This window comes from Streptomyces sp. NBC_00988 (assembly GCF_045162645.1).
Taxonomy (GTDB): Bacteria; Actinomycetota; Actinomycetes; order Streptomycetales; family Streptomycetaceae; genus Streptomyces.
The window spans coordinates 11,011,492-11,031,907 of sequence record NZ_CP108730.1 but is presented as its reverse complement, the minus strand read 5'-3'; the positions used below and the strand labels follow the sequence as shown (position 1 = coordinate 11,031,907).

Genomic DNA, 20,416 nt, shown 5'->3' with positions numbered 1-20,416 from the left:
CCGCCGCCGGGCAGCCGCAGACGCCCGTCGTGCGGACCATGCCGTCCTCGGTGCCCGACCTACGTCAGCCTTTACGCCGCGTGCGGGGTGGGGGCGACGATGCGGGTGGCAGTTCGGGAAGCCCCGAGGACCGGCCCGTTTCGCTGACGAAGCGCGCCAGCAGTCGTCCGAACACGGCCACGTCCTCGTCGGCCCAGTCGCCGAACAGCTGCCTGAGCGCTTCCTGCTGCCGCGCCCGGGTCACCGTGAGACGTCGACGCCCCTTCGGGGTGAGCTTGAGCAGTTGTGCCCTGGGGAGGTGTGGGGCGGGGACCCTCAACAGCAGCCCCTGCGCCTCCAGTTCGGCCAGCTGGCGGCTGACGGTGGACTTGTCCAGACCGTAGACGTCCGCCAGGTCCTTCGCGTGCGGGCTCGGAGCGGAGTCGACGTAGCTCAGCACGCCGAACGCGACGAACGACAGCCCCTGGTACATGTCGTTGGACTGGGTCCTCGTGCTGCGCGTGAACTGGACGATCGCCTGGTGGATCTCCTCGATCGGGTCCCGGTCAGCCTCCATGCGGCCATCCTGCGAGTTGCATCGCACAACTGTCAAGGTTGTGCCGTGCAACTCTGGTGGCCTCGATCACGCGAGGACGGAGTGCGGGAAGCAGTCCTGGGCGCGTCGGGCGATCAGGTTCGCGAAGTCGACGACGACGGGCGTGGGGGTGCGGGCTCCGGCATGGATGAGGCCGATGGCCCGGAAGGCGTCGGGATCCTCCAGCGGCAGCTCGGTGATGCCGGGAGTCTCCTCGGGTGCGGGAGGCAGCACGGCCACGCCGAGTCCGGCCGCGACGAAGCCGCGGATGGTGGCGATCTCCGAGCCGTGGAAGGCGGCGTGCGGGGTGAAACCGGCCGACTCGCACAGGGTCGTCACCAGGTGGTGCAGACCGTAGCCGGGACTTGCCATCACGAAGTGCTCCGCCGCCGCTTCGGCCAGTCGCACCGAGCCGCGCCCGGCCAGACGGTGCCCCGCGGGGACGGCCAAGCGCAGGGGCTCACGGACGAGGGGTCGGGCGGTGACATCGGATTCGTCGGGCAGCGGGGAGGTCAGGCAGAGGTCCACCTCCGCGTCGCGCAGGTGTTCCAGCAGGTTCGCGGCGCTGTCCTGGACGAAGTCGAACCGGACGCCCGGGTGTTCCTCGCGGAACCATTTGACCAGCAGCGGCACCGGAGCACTGCCCAGGGCGGGCAGGAAGCCGAAGGAGATCGCGCCGGGAGAGTCGGTGATCCGGCGCAGCTCCTCGTAGCCCGCGGCGAACTCCCCCAGCCCTCGCTGCACTCGGGCGAGAAAGGCGCGGCCGGGCCGGTTCAGTCGCAGGCCACGCCGCTCGCGGTCGAACAAAGGCGTACCGACCGCGGCCTCCACCCGGGCGATGCTGCGACTGACCGTCGACTGCGGCACACCCAACTCGTCGGCGGCGCCGGTCAGGTGCTCCAGTCGGGCCACGGCCGCGAAGCGGACCAGGTCCGGGCAGAGTCCCGCCAGCGGAGCGAGGCGGTCGGAGTGGACCGGCGCGGCACGACTGAATGACTGTTCCATGGACGGAACGATATTCGCCATTCCATGCATTGGACGCATCCATCAGGACGTCCTAGCGTCGTTCGGGTGACTGACAGCAACGCTCTCCCGGCCGCTCACGCGCGGGGCGATTCGGGATTCCGAAGGGCCACCCTGGCACTGCTGGCCGCCGGGATCACGACCTTCATGACGCTGTACTGCGTCCAGGCACTCCTGCCGGCCCTCTCCACCGACCTGCACCTCTCACCCGCCGCGGCCTCACTGACCATCTCGGTGTCCACGGCCGCCATGGCCGTGGCCGTCGTACCGCTGACCGTCCTGTCCGACGCGTGGAGCCGCACCGGGATGATGGCGCTGTCGCTGTCATCGGCCGCGGTCCTGGGCATCGCCTCGGCCTTCGCGCCGAACTTCACGACGCTGCTGGTCATCCGCGCGCTGGAGGGCCTGGCCCTGGCCGGCCTCCAGGCGACCGCCATGTCCTACCTGTCCGAGGAGGTGCACCCGGGGTCGCTCGGGCACGCGATGGGTCTGTACGTCGCCGGCAACGGCATCGGCGGAATGGCCGGCCGGCTGATCGCCGACGGCATCCTGGAGGTCACCGGAAGCTGGCGCTGGGCACTGGGCGGAGTCGGTCTGGTGGCCGCAGCCGCAGCCGTCTTCTTCCGCCTGTCGGTCCCGCCCTCCGTGCGCTTCGTACGCCGCGAACCACAGGCCCGCGCACTGGCGGCGGGCATCACCAAGGCCCTGCCCGACAGCGGCCTGCTGCGCCTGTACGTCATCGGCTTCATGGCCATGGCCGCGTTCGTCACCGTGTACAACTACCTCGGGTTCCGGCTGATCGCCGCGCCCTTCCACCTCTCCCAGACGGTGGCGGGGCTGCTGTTCGTCGCCTACATAGCCGGCTCGTTCTCCTCGACCACCGCGGGGCGGCTCGTCGACCGCCACGGCCGCGGCCGCGTCCTGTGGCCCGCGCTCGTCATCGCCCTGGCCGGCCTCGCCACCATGCTGGTCCCCAACCTGGTCACCGTCATCGTCGGACTGGTCGTCTTCACCATCGGCTTCTTCGCGGCCCACGCGGTCGCCAGCGGCTGGGTCGCCGCCCGGTCCGCCGCCATGGGCGCCCAGGGCTCGGCGGTCTACCTCTTCCTCTACTACCTCGGCAGCGCCATCGGCGGCTCCCTGGGCGGACTGGCCTACTCCGCGACCGCATGGCACGGCATCACCCTGTACTGCGGCGCACTGTTGGCCATCGCACTCATCAGCGCCGTGACCCTGCGCCGCCTGCGCCGACCGAACCCGCCGAGCCCGGCCGTCGACCGCGACACCACGACCGACACGTCCACCGCCAAGACCCCAACTCCCAACTGAGCACTCGGTGAGGAGTCATCTCGTCTGCGGGAGGGACACGGTGATCTCGGTGCGTCGCCCCAACCCGCCTGGTCCTGGCACACGTTCACTCCGCGCGGACAGCGATGTGCGCCGTTGAGGAGGAACCCCTGGCCGGTGGTCCGGCGGAAGTAACGGAAGCCGAATCGCCTCTCGCACCGGTCGACCACGGTGCCCCGCGCCGAGAGCAGCATGGACACCGCCCGGTACAGATCGGGAGTCTCCGGGCTCCACAGCGGCACGCCCCCGATGACCCCGGTCGTCTGCCGAACGGTGGTGACGCCCGGGGCATGGATGTCGGCGGTCCGGTCCGGAGGTTGTCGCGTGGGTCCCACGCCAGTCCACGTGCCCCGTCAACGCCGGGACCCGGTCCGGGATCATGGTCCGTAACGACATCACCGGTACGGCCTCGCCGGGCTGCCCGATCCTCGCGCTCTCCCCTGGCCACGGTGTCACCCTGCAGTGGAACAAGAGCGGTGACGGCCAGGTGGACAGCAACATCGAGACGGACGGCACCACCGTCTACCCGGCCTGGCTCAAGCTGGTCCGCTCCGGCGCCACCTTCACCGGCTCCGGACTCAGGTCGGGCCGAGCGTGCCCCGCTCCCACCACCCGGCGGCCTCGGCGGAAGTCCGGACGGCGGGGCGGGGTGAGGGCGTCGGCTGAGGTACGCCTCGACGCGCGGACCGGGCGGCGCGGCCGGCGAGAAGGTCCCGGCGAGGTCTGCCCCGACGGGCGTCGGCCGACCCTCGTGACACGCTCCCCCGACGACCCCACCACCTGGACCGTGCTGTGCCCGAGGGACGTCTCTCACCCCGCGCGGCCTCACGGGTCGGCGATCCGGGACATCCCTGCGGCCCGGCACCCGAATCCGCCAAGAAGGCCGTTCCACGGCTGCCCGGCCCGCTACGCGCTCACGTCGTCCGGCGTACGGACTGGCGGATGACCAGCTGGGTGCTGAGCACCACGTGGTCGTCGCCGACGCGCTCCTCACGCCCCAGCGCCAGGCGTACGGCGGTGCGGCCCAGTTCCTCGTACGGCACCCGGACCGTGGTGAGCGACGGCGACAGGTCGGCGGCGAAGGGCACGTCGTCGAAACCCACGACCGACACGTCGCCGGGGACGTCGAGACCGGCCTCGCGGAGGGCGGCGAGCACTCCGACGGCCACCATGTCGGTGCCGGCGAAGACCCCGGTGAAGCCCAGCCCGGAGCGCAGGGCGTCCCGGGTGCGCTGGTAGCCGGAGGCACGGGTGTACAGACCCGAGCTGTCCAGCTCCTCGGCGTACGGCACACCGTGGGCCCGCAGGGCCTGGCGGTAGCCGGCCCGGCGGTCCTCGGAACTGCTCTGCAGGGGTTCACCGCCGAGAAAGAGGATGCGCCGGTGTCCCGCCGTGAGCAGATGGTCGGCGGCCTGGAAAGCGCCTCCCTTGTTGTCGTAGTCCACGACCGTGACCGGCAGCCCTTCGGGCAGCGGCGGGCGCCCGCACAGCACCAGCCGGGAACCGGCCGCGTCCAGGGCGGTGGCGTACTGCGCCATGCGCCGGTGATAGGTGTCGTCCGGCACCACCCCGCCGACCAGGACGACCGCTGCCGCGTGCTGCTCCCGCATGAGCTGAACCAGATTGTCCTCGCGGTCCGTGTCGCCGTGGGTGGCGCAGACCAGGCTCAGCCGGCCTCGGGTGGCCGCCTCCTTCTCGACCCCGGCGGCGACATGGGCGAGCGAAGGGCCGGTGATGTCCTGGATCACCAGGGCGATGGGGCCCGCGACCTGGCCGGACAGCGCCTTGGCGTGGACGTTCACCACGTAGTGGAGTGACTCGACCGCCGTCATGACGCGGGCCCGGGTCTCCTCGGAGACCGGGTAGTTGCCGGCGAGGGTTCGGGAAACGGTTGCTACCGACACGCCCGCTTTCGCGGCGACGTCCCGGATCGTGCTGGGCTTGTCCTGCCCGGTGCTCCCACCTCGGCGTTTACCGTTCCCTGTTCGGCGGCTCGTCGCCCGAGCTCCTGTTTCCTGATCCGTCACAGCTCGACGTTACTGCATCGGGAGCCACTTGAAGCAGGCCGCGGCGAGAACTACCGTCGCCTCGAAAGTAAACGTATTCTCCACCCGAAGACCTGCTGACACCGGAGAACACCGCTCATGTCCACAACCCACCTTCGCTGGGGAACCGACGCGTTGTCCCTGCTCGTCTCCGTCGACCCGGCGGGCCCCGCGCGACTCCTCGCGGCGGGCGAAGCGGCGTCGCTGCCCGACCCGGCACGCGAACCGGAGCGGTGCGCGCTCCTCCTGCACCGAGCGTTGCCCCTGGTCGAGATCCAGACCACGGACGGCGGACGCCTGGGCACATCCGGAAAGCGCCACGTGGACGGAGCGGTCTCACGTGGCCTGCGCTGCACCGGCCACGAGGAGCACACCGCCGCCGGTGTGCACACCCTGCGGGTGCGGATGGCCGACGAAGACAGCGGTCTGCGCGCCACCGCCGTCTATACGGTGCGCGAGGACGCCCCCGTGCTGCACGCCGAGGCGTTCGTCGAGAACAGCGGCGACCACGCCACCACACTGGAGTACGTCTCCTCCTTCGCCCTGTCCAACCTCGCGCGGCACCTGCCGGACGGCGAACGCTGGGAGGACGGTCTCGCGCTCTGGCTCGCCGCCAACCCCTGGAGCGGCGAGTTCCGCTGGTCGCGAGCCACGCTCGCCGAGCGCGGACTCCACGACGTCGGCATGGTCCGGTACGGCCAGACCGGCTCGAAGAACCGCGTCGCCCTGACCAGCACCGGCTCCTGGTCCTCCTCCGAACACCTGCCGATGGCCTGCCTGGAGGAGCCCACGACCGGTCGTGCCCTGCTCTGGCAGATCGAGCACAACGGCTCCTGGCACGCCGAGTTCGCCGACCGCTTCGACGACGTGTACCTCGCTCTCTCCGGCCCCACCGACCGCGAACACCAGTGGCGCCGCCGCCTCGCCCCGGGCGAGTCCTTCCACACCGTCCCGGTCACGGTCGCCCTCGTCCCCGAGGGTGGCTTCGAGACCGCGCTCGCTGCGCTCACCACCCACCGCCGCGCTGCCCGCCGACCGCACCCCGACCACGATCAACTCCCCGTAGTCTTCAACGACTTCATGAACAGCCTGATGGGCGAGCCCAGCACTGAGGCCCTGCTCCCGCTGGTGGACGCGGCGGCTGCGGCGGGCGCCGAGGTGTTCTGCATCGACGCGGGCTGGTACGACAACGAACCGTCCGGCACCGTGGGCCCCGGCGGGGTCCCCGGCTGGTGGGACGCGGTGGGCGAGTGGGAGGAGTCGGCGTCCAGGTTCCCGGGTGGACTGGCCGAGGTCGTGGACCACATCCGCACAGCCGGACTGGTACCGGGGCTCTGGCTGGAGCCCGAGGTGGTCGGCGTGCGCAGCCCGGTCGCCGCCGCGCTGCCCGACGAGGCATTCTTCCGCAGGGACGGCGTACGCGTGGCGGAATGGGGCCGCCATCAACTGGACCTGCGCCATCCAGCCGCCCGCGCCCACCTCGACACGGTCGTGGACCGGCTGGTACGTCACTACGGCGTGGGTTATCTGAAGCTCGACTACAACATCGACATCGGCGCGGGTACCGACGGCCCGGACGGCACCGACAGCCCCGGCGACGGCCTGCTCGGCCACAACCGCGCCTACCTCGACTGGCTCGACGGCGTCCTCGACCGACACCCGTCACTCGTCCTGGAGAGCTGTGCGGCCGGCGGCAGCCGCACCGACCACGCGATCCTGTCCCGGCTGCCCATCCACTCGGTCACCGACCAGCAGGACTTCCGGTTGCTGCCCGCCATCGCCGCCGCCGCTCCCACCGCGGTCACTCCTGAGCAGGGCGCGATCTGGGCGTATCCGCTGCCGGAGCACACCGACGCCGAGCTCGGCATGGTGATGGTGTCGGCGATGCTGGGCCGCATCCACCTCAGCGGTCGCCCCGATCTCCTGACACAGCATCAGATGTCCATCGTGTGCGAGGCGTTGGCCACCTACAAGACCTACCGTCACCTCCTGCCGACCGCTCACGCCCACTGGCCGCTCGGCCTGCCGGGCTGGCGCGACGGCTGGCTCGCCCTCGCGCTCACCACGGCCGACGACACGACCCTGCTGGCTCTGTGGCGCCGCGACGGCGCTCCCGAGACCGTGCACGTCCCGCTCCCCTGGGCCCGCGGCGACGACCGTCCCCGGGTGCTGTTCGAAGCCGGAACGCGGGCGACTCTCGACTGGGACGAGTGCGGGCACGCCCTGCGTGTGGGCCTGCCGGCCCAGTGCTCCGCGGTGCTGATCGCCTTCGAGTCCGCCGCGCGGACCTGAGTCGGCTGAACGCGGGACGGCACAGGCGGCGGCCCTCGCCCGGTGCCGAGGCCGCCGCCTGTTCCCCTTGGCTGCTACTGCGGCAGTGAGTTGAACTGCAGCAGCTGGACTTCGGCGATGTCGGTGTTTCCGCCGTGTTCGTCGAGGACACGCAGCATCGGGAGTGACTGGTGCGTCGGCAGCTTGAACAGGTACCACTGCTGATCACTCGTCACGCCGGACACGGTCAGGACGGTCTGCCAGGTGGTGCCGCCGTCGGTGGAGCCTTGCAGCACCGTCCCGTTGGCCCGGCTCGCGAACGACGCGCGAGGGCGGATCCGTACGCCGTCGAAGTCCAGCGAGGACCCGTCGGTCGGCTTCACCGTCACCCAGCCGTTGGCGGTGGTCGTGTCGGTGGCGGTGGTGACGTCGCCGTCGAACATGCGCCATCCGTTGGCGGCCGTGGTGCCGGTGCCGGGCCACTGCGGGGTGGACGCGTCGACCCAGGACTGCTGGACGGCGACGGCCACCACATGGTCGTTCCACAGTTGAAGCGAGGACCCGTCGGTGGTCTGGTAGACCGTCGAGCCGAGTCGGCCGTCGGATGTCGTGCAGTCGGCCGTGAACCGCAGTGCGCGGCCGAAGGCCACGTTCTCCGGGAGCACGGCGGTGGCGGTCCAGTGCTTGTCGTCGGTGCTGGTGACCGTCGCGTCGACACCTTCGATGCTGACGTCGACGGTGGCCAGTGACTGCGTGGCCACCAGGTCGAGGGTCACGGTGTCACCGTTGACGGCCTGGCCGGCGACGGGGTCGTCGGAGGAGAGCTTCGCCGACGAGATCGCCTGTGCCGTCTCGAAGCGGTCGCCGTGGATGCGGAACTCGCTGAAGGAGGAGAGCCCGGGGTAGTTCGGGTCAGTGGCCACTCCCGGATCGTCCACCTGGATCTTGAAGAACCGGAACGACAGGTCCTTGACCGCGTCCCGGACCGGGATCGTCTCCATGGCGAAACCCGGGGACGTGTTGGTGGTCTCGCGCGAGGTGAGCAGGGTCCAGGTCTGGCCGTCGTTCGAGCCGTAGACGTTGGCTCCCTGCGATCGGTTGGCGAAGTTGTACCGGGCCTGGAGGCCGAACGCGCCGGCCTTCACCCGGAATCCGGCCCCGAAGTCCACAGTGGACGCAGCCGTCAGATCGCCGGAGGTGGTGTTGATGTCACCGTCGACCAAGTTCGCCACAGACGTGGCGGACAGCGCCGAGGTCACCAGCGAGGGGTAGTCCAGCGAGCCGTCGTCGGCGAGGACCGGGGTGAGCAGTTCCAGCGCCTTCACCGCGTTCTGCACGCTGGTCAGACCGGCCAGGAAGGTGCTGTCGTCGGCGGTGTCGATCGTCGCCTGGACGGATGCCACGGTGGCATTGAACGCGCCGAGGGTCTGCTTGACGTACGCCGTCTTGGAGTCGAAGCCGGCCTGAGCCTCCGTCAGCGCGCTGGCCCTGTCGGACGTGACCACCAGGCTGACGTTCAGAACGGTGTCGACCGTGCCGTCGTCGGCGACCACGGTCTGCTGCGTGGTACTGGCCTGAGCACGGGTGGGCGTCCACAGGAACTCCCCGGTGGCGCTGTCGACCGTGGCGCCCTTGGGCAGCCCGGGCGCCGTGTAGGTGAGAGTGTCTCCCCCGGAGTCCGTCGCGGCGAGCGACCGGTCGAGGGTCTCGCCGGCCACCCCGATGAGCGTGGTCCGCTGCCCCTGCGGGAAGGTCGGCGGGGTGAGCTGCGTCTTGGCCTGAAGGTTGACGCTGTCGATGTCGACGCTCACCTTCGACGAGCCGACGATCGTGTAGTACGCCAGGTTCTCGCCCCCGGTGCTCCCGGGCAGGAGGGCGTAGTCCATGTCGTAGGTGACGTAGCGCCACTTGCCATGCGTGTCCGGCAGGCTGACGGTGTGGTAGGCCGCGAGCGACATGTTCTTGCGGATCTCAAGGGTCGCGGGGCCGGTCGTGCGGACCAGGACCCCGACGGGGCTGTACCCGTCGCGGTTGTCGTAGAGCAGCGTGCGGACCGCGATGCTGGTGCCCTTCTTCGAGGCCTGCATCCGGACGACGTCATGTCCGTTGTACGAGTGGTCCTTGGAGCGGCTGTCGAGGGCGATGCTGCGGTTCGCCACCCGCACCAGCGGGTTGGCGGGCAGTGCGGGCCGGGCCTTCCCGGCGACCTGCTCGGGCAGCGAGAGCCAGTAGTCCGGGTTGTAGTCGGGGTTGCTGTTCCAGAAGTTGTACAGGCTCGTGCCCCAGTAGAACTCGGGACCGTCGGCCTGCTCGCGCATCTTGGCGACGTTCGGCGCCTTCTTCTCGACGTCGACGCCCAGGTCGTACGTGTAGACGTTGTACAGCTCGTCGATCGGGTCGAACTGCCGTCCCCGGTAGGCCTCCGCGGGCTTGCCGGGACCACCGGTCGTATCGATCCACTTGATGGTCCTGCCCATCATGTACGCGTAGAACGCGTCCGTGCCGGCGAGCAGCCGGTCCTTGCCGAACTCGTAGGCGGAGACGGCGTTCTTCTTGGTGGACGGGGTGCCCTTGACCGGGTCCAGCCTGGTGCCCTGGACCGTGATGATGCGGGCGATCTCGGTCAGGGCGTTGATGCCGTCCCAGGCGTGCGCCTGGTCGCGGCCCATCTCCTGCTCCTGGACGAACGACTGACCGTAGGGGTTCAGCGGGTCGCTCTTGCCGATCTCGCGGATCAGGGAGATCAAGGACCCGTTGCTGGTGGGGTCCGTGTTGGTCGAGTTGACGGAGAACCACTCGACGCCCTGGTCGTAGCCCGCCCGGTCGTCCGTGAAGATGTAGCCCGCCAGCTCGCCGACCAGCGGATACGACTGCTGGCTCATGAAGAACGTGTTGCCGTACAGCAGGGTCCTGATGACAGGCGTGACGAGGTTGCCGGTCAGGTTCGCGGTGTCCGCGGTCGTCCAGGTCGTGTCGTAGTCGTCGGTGCCGGCGTTCACGCTGGAGTAACGGAAGATCTCGGCCGCGGCGAGCATGCGCATCAGCGGGATGCCGGCGTGGATGTGGTCGTCCGGATACGACGCGTACTTGGTCGGGTCCATGTGGGACCAGGTGCGGATGATGTGCATACCGTTCTCGCGGTAGGCGGGGTCACCCGTGATGTAGTACTGGATCGCCTGCGTGTAGGCGCCGAAGGCGTCCGTGATGAACTTCGCCTCGACTCCCTGCGAGTTGAACGCGTCCGTCCCCGGGGTGTCGACCCCGGACCCCCTGTTCACGGAAGTGAGGGTCGTCGACGCGTAGTTGGTGTCGATCATCGCCGCGTAGTAGGAAGCCCACGGCTCGACGCCGCCGAGCACCTCCTGGCGAGCCCGACTCAGGCTCGACGCACTCACGGCGATTCCCGGGTGGACGAACCCCGCGCTACTGGTGACCTGCTTCAGCGCGACGGTGGGGAAGGCACCGGTCACCGGATCGGGAGTCGCGGCCCCCGCCGGGAGCGCGGGGACGAGAACCGCCAGCAGAGCGAACAATGTGGTGACGGTCGCTGACCACCGCGCCTGTCTGAGCCTCTTCGACATGTGCTGCCACATGCAACTCTCCTTTGGATTGCGGTGCCTCCGCCCAGAGGTGGGCGCCGCGGGCAGCCGACCGGTCGGGGAGAAACGCAGCGCGAATGAGGGCCCGCACGGTCGTCCGCGGGCCGGGGCAGCCACCGTGCGACACGCTCGGCGGGGCCTCGGCGGGATCCTTACACAGGGCGAAGCCGATAGTAAGCGTTTACACGCCTCTATTTCCATCGACTGTCAGAGGGCACGACAGGGTCAGACATCGATCTGGTGGACGACGTGCGGACCGAGGCGGCCGGACGCGGTGGTCACTGCACCGTGCGCACCGACTGCCGGATCACCAACTGCGTGCTGATGACGACGTGGTCGTCGGTGGAGAGCCGCTCGTCGCCCTGCAGAGCGAGGCGTACGGCGGTACGGCCGAGCTCCTCGTAAGGGACGCGGACCGTGGTGAGGGCGGGCGTGAGGTCGGCGGCGAAGGGGACGTCGTCGAAGCCGACCACGGAGACGTCACCGGGGACATCGAGGCCGGCCTCGCGCAGAGCGGCGAGGGCTCCGAGAGCGACCATGTCGGTACCGGCGAAGACAGCGGTGAAGTCGATGCCTGAACGGAGGGCTTCGCGGGTGCGCAGATGGCCGGAGTTGCGGAGGTACGGGCCCGGGATGTCCAGTTCCTCGGCGTAGGGGACACCGTGTGCACGCAGCGCGTCCTGGAACCCGGCACGGCGGCGCTCAGCACTGCTGATCAGGGGCTCACCGCCGAGGAAGAGGATCCGGCGGTGCCCTGCGGAGAGGAGGTGGCTCGCGGCCTGGAAGGCGCCGCCGCGGTCGTCGTACTCCACGACGGTCACGGGGCCCCCGTCGGGCAGCGCCGGCCGCCCGACCAGGACGAGACGGGAGCCGACGGCGTCCAGGGCCTTGGCGTACTCGGTCATCCGCCGGTGGTAGTCGTCGTCGGGGTTCACTCCGCCCACCAGGACGACCGCGCCCGCGTGCTGTTGGCGCATCAACTGGACGAGGTCGTCCTCACGGTTCTGGTCCCCGTGCGTGGCACAGACCAGGCTGAGCCGGCCCCGGTCGGCGGCCTCCTGCTCCACCCCGGCGGCGACATGGGCGAAGGACGGCCCGGTGATGTCCTTGAGGACCAGCGCGATGGGACCCTCGACGCCACCGGACAGCGCCTTTGCATGGACGTTGACGACGTAGCGCAGCGCCTCGACCGCAGCCATGACCCGAGCCCTGGTGTCCGCTGCCACCGGATAGTTGCCGGCCAGCACCCGGGAAACGGTTGCCACCGATACACCCGCCTGCGCGGCGACGTCGCGGATGGTGCTCGATCGGCCTCCGCCGCTCCGCTTCCGAGTGCGCTTGGCGGCGGCCGTCGGGGGGACTCCATTCTCCGTCACGGCCCGACGTTACTGCATCCGTAACTGCACCTCACCCCCGTAATCGCTTTCCCTTCGACCGGCCGCGGACTGGCGGGACGGGGGCAGGACAGTTCCGTACCGCCCCGGGTCGGACAGCCCGCAAGGTCACGCCGCCCGGGCGAGGTCCGCCCGCCGCACCTCGTGCTCCGGCGGCAACCCGGCGTTCTCCCGCTCCAGTTCCTCCACCACCGTGCTGCCGAGCCTGCGCAGCTCGTTGCCGAGGGAGCCCGCGATGTGCGGTGTGAGGAAGACATTGGGCAATCCGTAGAGGGGCGAGCCGGCAGACAGCGGCTCGGGTTCGGTGACATCCAGTACGGCGCCCAGCCGACGGCTGACGAGCTCGTCCGTCAGGGCGTCGGGGTCGACCAGCGCACCGCGTGAGGTGTTGATGAGCACGCCACCGTCGCGGATCAGGGCGAGCCGTCGCCGATCGAGCATGCGATAGGTCTCCGGGATGTCGGGAGCATGCAGGCTGACAATGTCACTGCCCCTCAGGAGTTCGTCCAACGGCAGCGGCACCGCGCCCAGCGCGGCCGCCTCCTCCTCGTCCACGTACGGGTCGTAGAGCGAGACCTGGAGGTCGAAGGGCCGCAACAGCTCCAGGAGCCGACGGCCGACCCTCGATGCGCCGATGACGCCCAGGCGGCGCCCCAGGTTGCCGACGTCCGCGTAGTCCCGGGGAGGCGGGTATGCCCCTTCGGCGCGGAACCGTTCACGGAGGGCGAAGGCGTCCTTGCCGGCCAGCAGGATCGCGGCGAGCGCGTACTCCGCGACGGGAAGCGCGTTGGCGTACACCGCGCTGGAGACGGCGATGCCGCGCTCCCAGACGGCGTCGCCGAGCAGGCTCCGGACGCTGCCGGCCGCGTGCAGGACCCGGCGCAGCCGGGGCATGGCGGCGAGCACGTCGGCGTCGATGTGCGGGCAGCCCCAGCCGGTGATGAGGATCTCGGCCTCGGCCAGGGACGCCACCGCCGCCGGGTCGGCGAAGTCCTGGACGACGTGGCCGGGATCGATCCGGACGAGCTCCCGCAGCCGCGCCAGCACGGGAGGAGGGAAGAGCTCGGGCAAATGAACCGGGTCCATGGCGAACAGGGCTGTCGGCAGCGGTGCGGTGGGCATGGTTCTCCTGCTTCAGCGCGGAGGGGGAAGTAAGTAAACGTATTCCAACGTAGCGACGGCTCCACGCCCTGGTCAATGGACATGAGGCCACAGCCGCAAGGGATCCGAGGGAGCTTCACGGCAGTGCCGAACGGATTCCGTCATGTGATCACGGCATGGCCAAACCGATACACGGCGATGTATCCCCAGCTCAGAGGCACAGCGAGGTAACCTCCAGGAAAATTGGGCGACATGAATAGCGCGCGGCCTCTTGTCGCAACGGCCGATTTCGTCCTACGGTCCACGGCAAACGGTTACTGCACTGTGGCACGAAGCAGCACCTGCCCCCGGAGGACCCACCATGAGCAAGTCCCGCAAGAGAGTCGTCGCCGGAGCGGCGACCGCCGCCGCCCTCTCCCTGCTGCTGGGCGCGTGTTCGAGCAGCGACAACGACGCGGCCTCCTCCTCACCCAGCACGAAGGGCAAGGTCAAGCTGCAGTTCTGGAGCTGGACCGAGGGCATCGAGGCTCAGGTCGAGGTCTGGAACAAGGCCCATCCCGAGACCCAGGTGGCGTTCTCGCAGGAAGCCGGTGACACCGTTTACCAGAAGCTGCGGGCCGCAGTGAAGGCCGGCACCGCGCCGTGCCTGTCCAAGATGGACGGCATGAACCTGGCGACGTTCGCCGCCGACGGCCTGCTCACCGACATCAGCAGGACCGCCGCCCAGTACAAGAGCGCGTACACGACGGCGGCGTGGAACGCGGTCAGCCCCGGTGGCGCCACCTACGGCATCCCGATGGGCTCGTCCCCCCTGTTCACCGCCTATCGCGCGGACCTGTTCCAGAAGTACGGGATCACCAAGGCCCCGTCGACCTGGGACGAGTTGATCGCGGACGGCATCGCGATCCAGAAGAAGAACAAGAACATCAAGATCTTCAACATGGCCGGTGAGGACCCGAGCACGCTGGTGGACCTGTCCTGGCAGGCGGGCGCCTCCTGGTACAAGGTGGACGGCAACCAGTGGAAGATCGGCTTCACCACCCCCGAGGCCCTCAAGGCCGGTGACGTGGTCCAGCAACTCGTGGACCACAATCTGGCGTCCAACGCCTCCTACGCAGACCCGGGCGTCTTCAAGACCTGGGACCTCGGCAAGACCATCCTGATGACCACCTCCACCTGGCAGTTGCCGATCTACGACACCAACTTCCCCAAGTCCAAGGGCAAGTGGCAGCTCGCCGACGCGCCGCTGTTCGACACCGCCAGTCCGCAGACCTCCAGCAACTTCGACACCACCGCCGTACTGAAGGGCTGCAAGTACCCCGACCGTGCCGCACAGTTCGCGGCCTGGCTGAGCAGCAGCAAGGAGTCGGTCACCACCCTGACCGACCCCGCGTCCAAGTCGGGCCTGTTCCCCGCGCTCAAGGACGTGTCCCCGTACGTCGACAAGATCATCCCGACCGAGATGTTCAACGGGAAGTCCGACAGCGCCGAGGTCATCACCACGGCTGCCTCCCGCGTCGGATCGCAGTGGCAGTACGGCCCCGACTACGCCGACATGTACGCGGAGATGCAGAAGGACTGGGGCAAGGTCATCAAGAAGCAGCTGACCGTCAAGGACATGCTGACCCATCTCCAGTCGTGGACCCTTTCCGACCTCAAGGGCAAGGGCATCAACGCCTCCGCCGCGAACTGACGCCACCGCCCCGAGCCAGGGCGTGACGCCCGGCGAGGCCGGCGCCGGCTCGACGAACAGCGCACCCGACCGTAGGAGAGATCCGTGTCCACCGCCCTGCGACGCAGCAGCGCCGCACCCCCCGCCCCCGTGTCCGGGCGGGCCGCCCCGCGACCCGTAAGAGCCCGGGGAGCGTACAAAGGGCTGCTGTTCACGCTGCCCTTCCTGGCCGGCTTCCTGGCGACGTACGTCATCCCCATCGGCTACGCCGTCTATCAGAGCCTCTACCAGAAGAAGAGCTCCGGGCTGGGCTTCGGCGCGTCCCGGACGGTCTTCACCGGGTTCGCCAACTTCGCCGACACGTTCTCCGACACCTCGTTCTGGTCGAGCATCGTGCGGGTGATCCTGCTGGGCGCGATCCAGATCCCCCTGATGCTGGGCATCTCGCTGCTGATGGCCCTGCTCCTCGACAGCGTGGCCGCCCGCGCGGTGCGGTTCTTCCGCTCGGCGCTGCTGATCCCCTATGTCATCCCCACCGTGGTCTCCACCCTCATCTGGCTGTTCCTCTACAGCCCGACCGGCAGCCCGATCCACGACGTGCTGGGCCGGGTCGGCGCCGACTTCGACTTCTTCGGCGGTGTCACCACCTATCTGGCGCTCGGCAACGTGCTGACCTGGCAGGGCATCGGGTTCAACATGATCCTGATCTCCGCCGCGCTCCAGTCGCTGCCCCGCGAGATGTACGAGGCCGCACACCTGGACGGTGCCGGGGAGTGGCGGATCGCCTGGTCGGTGAAGGTGCCCAACATCACCGGCATCCTGGTCCTCACCGGCATGTTCTCGGTGATCGCCCGGCTCCAGCTCTTCGGCGAGCCGCTGATCCTGCGGCAGGTGGCACCGGAGTCGATCAACACCGACTTCACGCCGATGCTCGCGATCTACTACAAGGCCTTCCAGACCGGCGAGTACCAGTACGCCGCCGCCCAGTCCCTGATCCTCGCGCTGGTCACCGGTGTCCTCGCGTTCGCCTACTTCCGCTTCACGAACCGGGGGGCCAAGTGAGCACCGCCACCACCGCCAAGTCCCCGATGGCCCCCAGCCTGCGGGCGAAGGTCGTCACGACCGGTCTGCTGGTCCTGTTCGTGCTGTACTCCCTCGCGCCGACCTGGTTCCTGCTGGTCTCCAGTACCAAGAACCAGACCGACCTCTACTCGACCTTCGGCCTGTGGTTCTCCGCCAACCACTTCGTGGACAACCTCCGTGACATCTGGGCGTACCACGATCACCTGTTCGTGCGCTGGGTCGGCAACTCGATCTTCTACTCCGGTGTCGGCGCGCTCGGTTCCACGCTGATCTCGGTCGCGGCCGGCTACGGCCTGGCGAAGTTCGACTTCAGGGGCCGGGGCGCGATCTTCGGCACCATCGTGGGCGCCTCGCTGCTGCCCGGCACGCTGCTGGCCCTGCCGCTGTATCTGCTGTTCGCCCAGATCGGGCTGACCAACACCGTCTGGTCGGTGCTGATCCCGTACTTCGTCAACCCGTTCGGCGTGTACCTCGGCAAGGTCTACGCCGACAGTTCGGTGCCGGCCGAGTTGCTGGAGGCGGCCCGGATCGACGGTGCGGGCGAGTTCCTGATCTTCCGGTCGATCTCGCTGAAGCTGATGACCACGGGGGCCATCACCATCTTCATGCTCGACTTCGTCGGCATCTGGAACAACTTCTTCCTCCCCCTGTTCATGCTCAACGGCGAACGTTCCTTCCCCGTCACCCTCGGCCTGTTCGCGTGGGAGAAGCAGTCCCAGTCCGGCATCAACATGAACACCCTCGTCCTGACCGGATCGCTGCTTTCGATCGTCCCGCTCGCCGTCTTCATGTTCGCCCTGCAGAAGTACTGGCGCAGCGGCGTGCTGGTCGGCAGCGTCAAGTAGCTCTCGCCCGGCCGGACTTCACTCAGACCCGCCTGACGAAAGGCACAGCCATGTCCACGGCCCCACGACGACGTGAGGTACTGAAGTACGCGGGCACCACCGGTATCGCCGCGGCCGGCATCGGCTGGCTCGCGGCACCGCCCGCGGCGGCGACGCCCATCGCCGACGCGGGCTCGGGGAACGCAACGGCGAGCGCCTGCAAGCCCCTTGACGTCGTCGTCTTCGGTGACACGGCCTCCGAGACGGCGCACCACCTCCAAGCCATCCTGTCCGACACGGTCACCGGCGGCCTCGGCCAGAGCGCCCGCGTCCTCAGACCCGCCGACCCGGCCTCGTACTGGGGCGGCACGCTCACCTTCGACGCCAAGGTCAGCCCGACCGGCACCACCTACGTCACGATCCGGCTATGGGGCGACGAACACGACCCGACCGCCACCGAGGCGAGCTTCGGCTCCAACAACTGGCGACTGCAACTGTTCTGCGAGGGCCTTCAGGTCGGCTACCAGGACGAGGGCGCGGTCGACAGCCTCGACATCCTGGACACCGCGCCCCGCACCCCCGGCCGGTTCTTCTTCCACACCCTGCCGCTCCCGGAGAAGCTGACCAAGGGCAAGAAGAAGGTGAGCCTGGAGATCCGCTCGATGGGCCGCATCTGGTCCTACGGCCAGAACCAGGCGCAGCTGTACTACAGCCAGACCACGGCCTCGCGCGGCATCTACCGCCTCTACACCCACGCCGAGCCCTATTTCGTCCCGCCGAAGGGCGAGGTGCAGGGCCCGGCCCCGACACCCGTGCCACGCACCACGGGCGCGGAGGTGCTGGACGCCGTGAAGGCGCGGGTCCAGAAGGAACAGACCGCCCTCCTCACCACCGCCACCCCCGCCTCGATGGACGGCTGGGCGATGCAGTCCCTGGCCGAGGGCTACCTGTGGTCCGGCAGCCCCGCCTACCGGCAGGACTCCGCCGTGGAGCGGGTCCTGCAGGCCATCGACGGCCGCTACATGGCCTGGCAGTCGGACGCGAGCGTGCTCACCGGCTCCGACCAGCAGTGGCAGGGCTTCGGCCGGGTCGGCCTCGTCCTGGCCCTGCTCTGGGACCACCTCGGCGACAGGCTGGACACCAAGGTCACCGGCTCCTCATACGAGATAGCCAACGCCGGTTTCGAGGACGGCGGCGCCACGCCCACCTCCTGGGTCCAGCCCGGCTGGGCCTCCGCCGGCGGCGGCACCTGGTCCCGCGACACGACCGTCGCGCGCACCGGCTCGGCCTCCCTCAAGCTCACGGCCACCACCGCCGGCGGCTACAGCTACGTCAACTCCGCACCCAGGACGAAGGTCGGCTCGGGCACGTACACCTACGGCGCCTGGATCAAGACCGACGGCGTCACCGGGGAAGGCGCCCACATCGACCCGCTCTTCTTCGACGCGAACGGCAACCTGGTCGGCAGCGACCACAAGAAGTACGCGAACACCGGTACCCACGACTGGGAGTACGTCTCCCTCGACATCGCCACCCCCGACACCGCGACCCAGATCGAGCTGCACCTGCGGCTGTCCGGCCCCGGCACCGCCTGGTTCGACTCCGTCGACCTGGTCAAGCCGACCGAGCTGCGCAATCCCGGCTTCGAGGCCGGCGGCACCACTCCCGACAACTGGGCCAGGCCCGGCTGGGCGTCCGGCGGCACCTGGTCCCGCGACACCACCGTCTCGCACACCGGCTCGGCCTCCCTCAAGCTCACCGCGACCGGCGACACCGACTACAGCTACGTCTACGCGACGCCCAAGGTGCGGGTCGGCACGGGCACTTACACGTACGGCGCCTGGATCAAGACCGACGGCGTCACCGGCGAGGGCGCCCACATAGACCCGCTCTTCTACGACGCGAACGGCACCCTCGTCGGAGGCGACCACAAGAAGTACGCCACCACCGGTACCCACGACTGGGAGTACGTCTCCCTCGACATCGCCACCCCCGACACCGCGACCCAGGTGGAGTTCCATCTACGGCTCACCGGTCCCGGTTCGGCCTGGTTCGACGGCGTCGACGTCATCGCACCGGCCGACACCACGACCGTCGAGCAGCCGGTGCGGCGCGCGGCGTACACCACGATGCTCAAGTCCAGCCGCGACTACTGGCGGCAGCACTTCCCGCACTACTCCAACCAGGCCCAGATCTGCGCCATCGGCATCTACCAGACCAACCGAGGCCTGAGGCTGCTGGACCCGGACCTCGCCCTGTCCGAGGCCAAGGCCCGCGACTACCTGTACCAGTCCATCGGCCTGGTGCCCTACCTCGGCCCCGAGGACGCGGACGGCACCCCGTCCAAGCCGCTCGGCGCCGACTACTACCAGGTCTCCAAGGCAGGCCTGACGCGCGAGTTGGGCTATGTCGGCAGCTACGGCGAGGTCACCGACTGGCTGGTCATGATGTACGAGTCGGTGACCCGGGGCCACGGCGGCCAGGAGGCCCCCGAACTGCGCGAGCAGATGGTCAGGATGGTCAAGGCGCGGGGCCGCTTCCGGGTCGTCGACGTGGATGGCGACAACGCCCGGGTCTCCCGCACCGAGACGGTCATCGGCTGGCGCAACGAGGTCTACCCCGGTGCGATCGCGTACGCCTCCCGTACCGCGTGGGACTCCCACCCGCTGATGTCCGCCGCCGTCTTCAAGGACCCCGAACTCGTCGGCTGGACCCAGGAGATGGTGGAGGACGGCCAGCTCTACCCGCAGCTCCAGCTCATCGCGACGTACGACTGGACCCGCGTCGGCCTCAACGCACTGCGCCTGGTCTCCCGCGACTGGGACGACTACCAGTCCCTCGCCTCGCGCCCTGGCCGGCTGCCCACCGGCTGGAACAGCCCCGACTTCGTCTTCACCGACGAGGAGAACGGTGCCGTCGCCGTCAAGCACGGCAAGGAACTGCTCTTCGCCTCCCTGTATTGGCGGGCCCGCCAGGGCGTCAACGACTACGCCCGCATCCACCACGTCACCCCCGTCGACCAGCGCTCGGCGACGATCCGCCAGCACTCGGCGGGCACCACCGACGACACCTTCACCGCCCGCGACTGGATCCTGTGGGACTACGCCATCAACGACCCCGGCGCCGCAGGCCTCCCGCCGGGCGGATTCCCTCCGCCCGGCGACACCCTCCACCAGTCCCAGAAGGGCGACGTCTACCACCTCGCCCCCGTCCCGTCCGACGTCCCCGACCCCACCCTCGGCGTCCACTTCGACGGTGTCGAGACCATGCTCGTCGGCAAGGCGCCCTTCTACTACTGCGCGTACGGCGACTACCTGATCGCCATGAACACCAGCGCCGACAAGGTCTTCACCCTCCCCGCCCGCCAGGACTTCGGCCCCGCCCGCGACCTGTCCACCGGCAAGACCGTCGGCCCGGCCGTCCGGCCGAAGATCGGCCCGCGCAGCACGCTCGTCCTGCGCCGCGTCTGAGTCCCCCTGCGTT

At 69.3% G+C, this 20,416-nt stretch carries 13 protein-coding genes and 1 pseudogene; 7 read left to right on the top strand and 7 right to left on the bottom strand.

All coding sequences use genetic code 11. The features are described 5' to 3' along the window. Positions 1 to 64: 64 nt before the first annotated feature. Both OG496_RS49740 and OG496_RS49735 read right to left on the bottom strand, forming a co-directional pair. Positions 65 to 556, bottom strand: a complete 492-nt coding sequence (locus OG496_RS49740) for a MarR family winged helix-turn-helix transcriptional regulator (RefSeq protein ID WP_366498262.1) — start codon at positions 554 to 556, stop codon at positions 65 to 67. A 66-nt stretch (positions 557 to 622) separates the two neighbouring features. Continuing rightward, positions 623 to 1,579, bottom strand: coding sequence for a LysR family transcriptional regulator (locus OG496_RS49735; RefSeq protein WP_405975627.1), 957 nt, complete (start codon positions 1,577 to 1,579; stop codon positions 623 to 625). Positions 1,580 to 1,645: 66 nt separating this feature from the next. On the opposite strand from OG496_RS49735, the gene OG496_RS49730 reads away from it, so the two are divergent. Then, positions 1,646 to 2,926: an MFS transporter gene (locus OG496_RS49730; protein WP_405975626.1), complete on the top strand. Its 1,281-nt coding sequence runs from the start codon at positions 1,646 to 1,648 to the stop codon at positions 2,924 to 2,926. A gap of 164 nt (positions 2,927 to 3,090) precedes the next feature. On the opposite strand, the pseudogene OG496_RS49725 reads toward OG496_RS49730, so the two are convergent. Then, a pseudogene (locus tag OG496_RS49725) lies at positions 3,091 to 3,186 on the bottom strand (hypothetical protein); the annotation flags it as partial. A 137-nt stretch (positions 3,187 to 3,323) separates the two neighbouring features. Here OG496_RS49725 and OG496_RS49720 point away from each other — a divergent pair. Continuing rightward, positions 3,324 to 3,890: a hypothetical protein gene (locus tag OG496_RS49720; RefSeq protein WP_405975625.1), complete on the top strand. Its 567-nt coding sequence runs from the start codon at positions 3,324 to 3,326 to the stop codon at positions 3,888 to 3,890. On the opposite strand, the gene OG496_RS49715 is transcribed toward OG496_RS49720, so the two are convergent. Then, positions 3,859 to 4,971 carry a LacI family DNA-binding transcriptional regulator gene (locus OG496_RS49715; RefSeq protein WP_405975624.1) on the bottom strand — a complete coding sequence of 371 codons (1,113 nt, stop codon included), beginning with the start codon at positions 4,969 to 4,971 and terminating at the stop codon, positions 3,859 to 3,861. The two genes, OG496_RS49720 and OG496_RS49715, sit on opposite strands and share 32 nt — an antisense overlap. Before the next feature lie 117 nt (positions 4,972 to 5,088). Between OG496_RS49715 and OG496_RS49710 the strand changes: the two genes are divergently transcribed. Then, a complete protein-coding gene (locus OG496_RS49710) occupies positions 5,089 to 7,281 on the top strand; it encodes a glycoside hydrolase family 36 protein (protein WP_405975623.1) in 2,193 nt (730 codons plus the stop codon). 74 nt (positions 7,282 to 7,355) lie between these two features. Here the strand turns inward: OG496_RS49710 and OG496_RS49705 are convergent, their stop codons facing one another. From OG496_RS49705 to OG496_RS49695, 3 genes are all read right to left on the bottom strand, one after another. Beyond that, positions 7,356 to 10,853, bottom strand: a complete 3,498-nt coding sequence (locus OG496_RS49705; protein ID WP_405975622.1) for a putative Ig domain-containing protein — start codon at positions 10,851 to 10,853, stop codon at positions 7,356 to 7,358. A 284-nt stretch (positions 10,854 to 11,137) separates the two neighbouring features. Continuing rightward, positions 11,138 to 12,235, bottom strand: coding sequence for a LacI family DNA-binding transcriptional regulator (locus tag OG496_RS49700; protein ID WP_405975621.1), 1,098 nt, complete (start codon positions 12,233 to 12,235; stop codon positions 11,138 to 11,140). A 126-nt stretch (positions 12,236 to 12,361) separates the two neighbouring features. Continuing rightward, positions 12,362 to 13,375, bottom strand: a complete 1,014-nt coding sequence (locus OG496_RS49695; RefSeq protein WP_405975620.1) for a hydroxyacid dehydrogenase — start codon at positions 13,373 to 13,375, stop codon at positions 12,362 to 12,364. A gap of 340 nt (positions 13,376 to 13,715) precedes the next feature. On the opposite strand from OG496_RS49695, the gene OG496_RS49690 reads away from it, so the two are divergent. From OG496_RS49690 to OG496_RS49675, 4 genes are all read left to right on the top strand, one after another. Further along, a complete protein-coding gene (locus tag OG496_RS49690) occupies positions 13,716 to 15,047 on the top strand; it encodes an extracellular solute-binding protein (protein ID WP_405975619.1) in 1,332 nt (443 codons plus the stop codon). An 84-nt stretch (positions 15,048 to 15,131) separates the two neighbouring features. After that, positions 15,132 to 16,088, top strand: coding sequence for a carbohydrate ABC transporter permease (locus OG496_RS49685; protein ID WP_405975618.1), 957 nt, complete (start codon positions 15,132 to 15,134; stop codon positions 16,086 to 16,088). Positions 16,089 to 16,114: 26 nt separating this feature from the next. Further along, entirely contained in the window at positions 16,115 to 16,954 is an 840-nt protein-coding gene (locus tag OG496_RS49680) for a carbohydrate ABC transporter permease (protein WP_405976859.1), read from the top strand. Positions 16,955 to 17,004: 50 nt separating this feature from the next. Then, a complete protein-coding gene (locus tag OG496_RS49675; RefSeq protein WP_405975617.1) occupies positions 17,005 to 20,403 on the top strand; it encodes a Tat pathway signal sequence domain protein in 3,399 nt (1,132 codons plus the stop codon). Positions 20,404 to 20,416 lie beyond the last annotated feature (13 nt).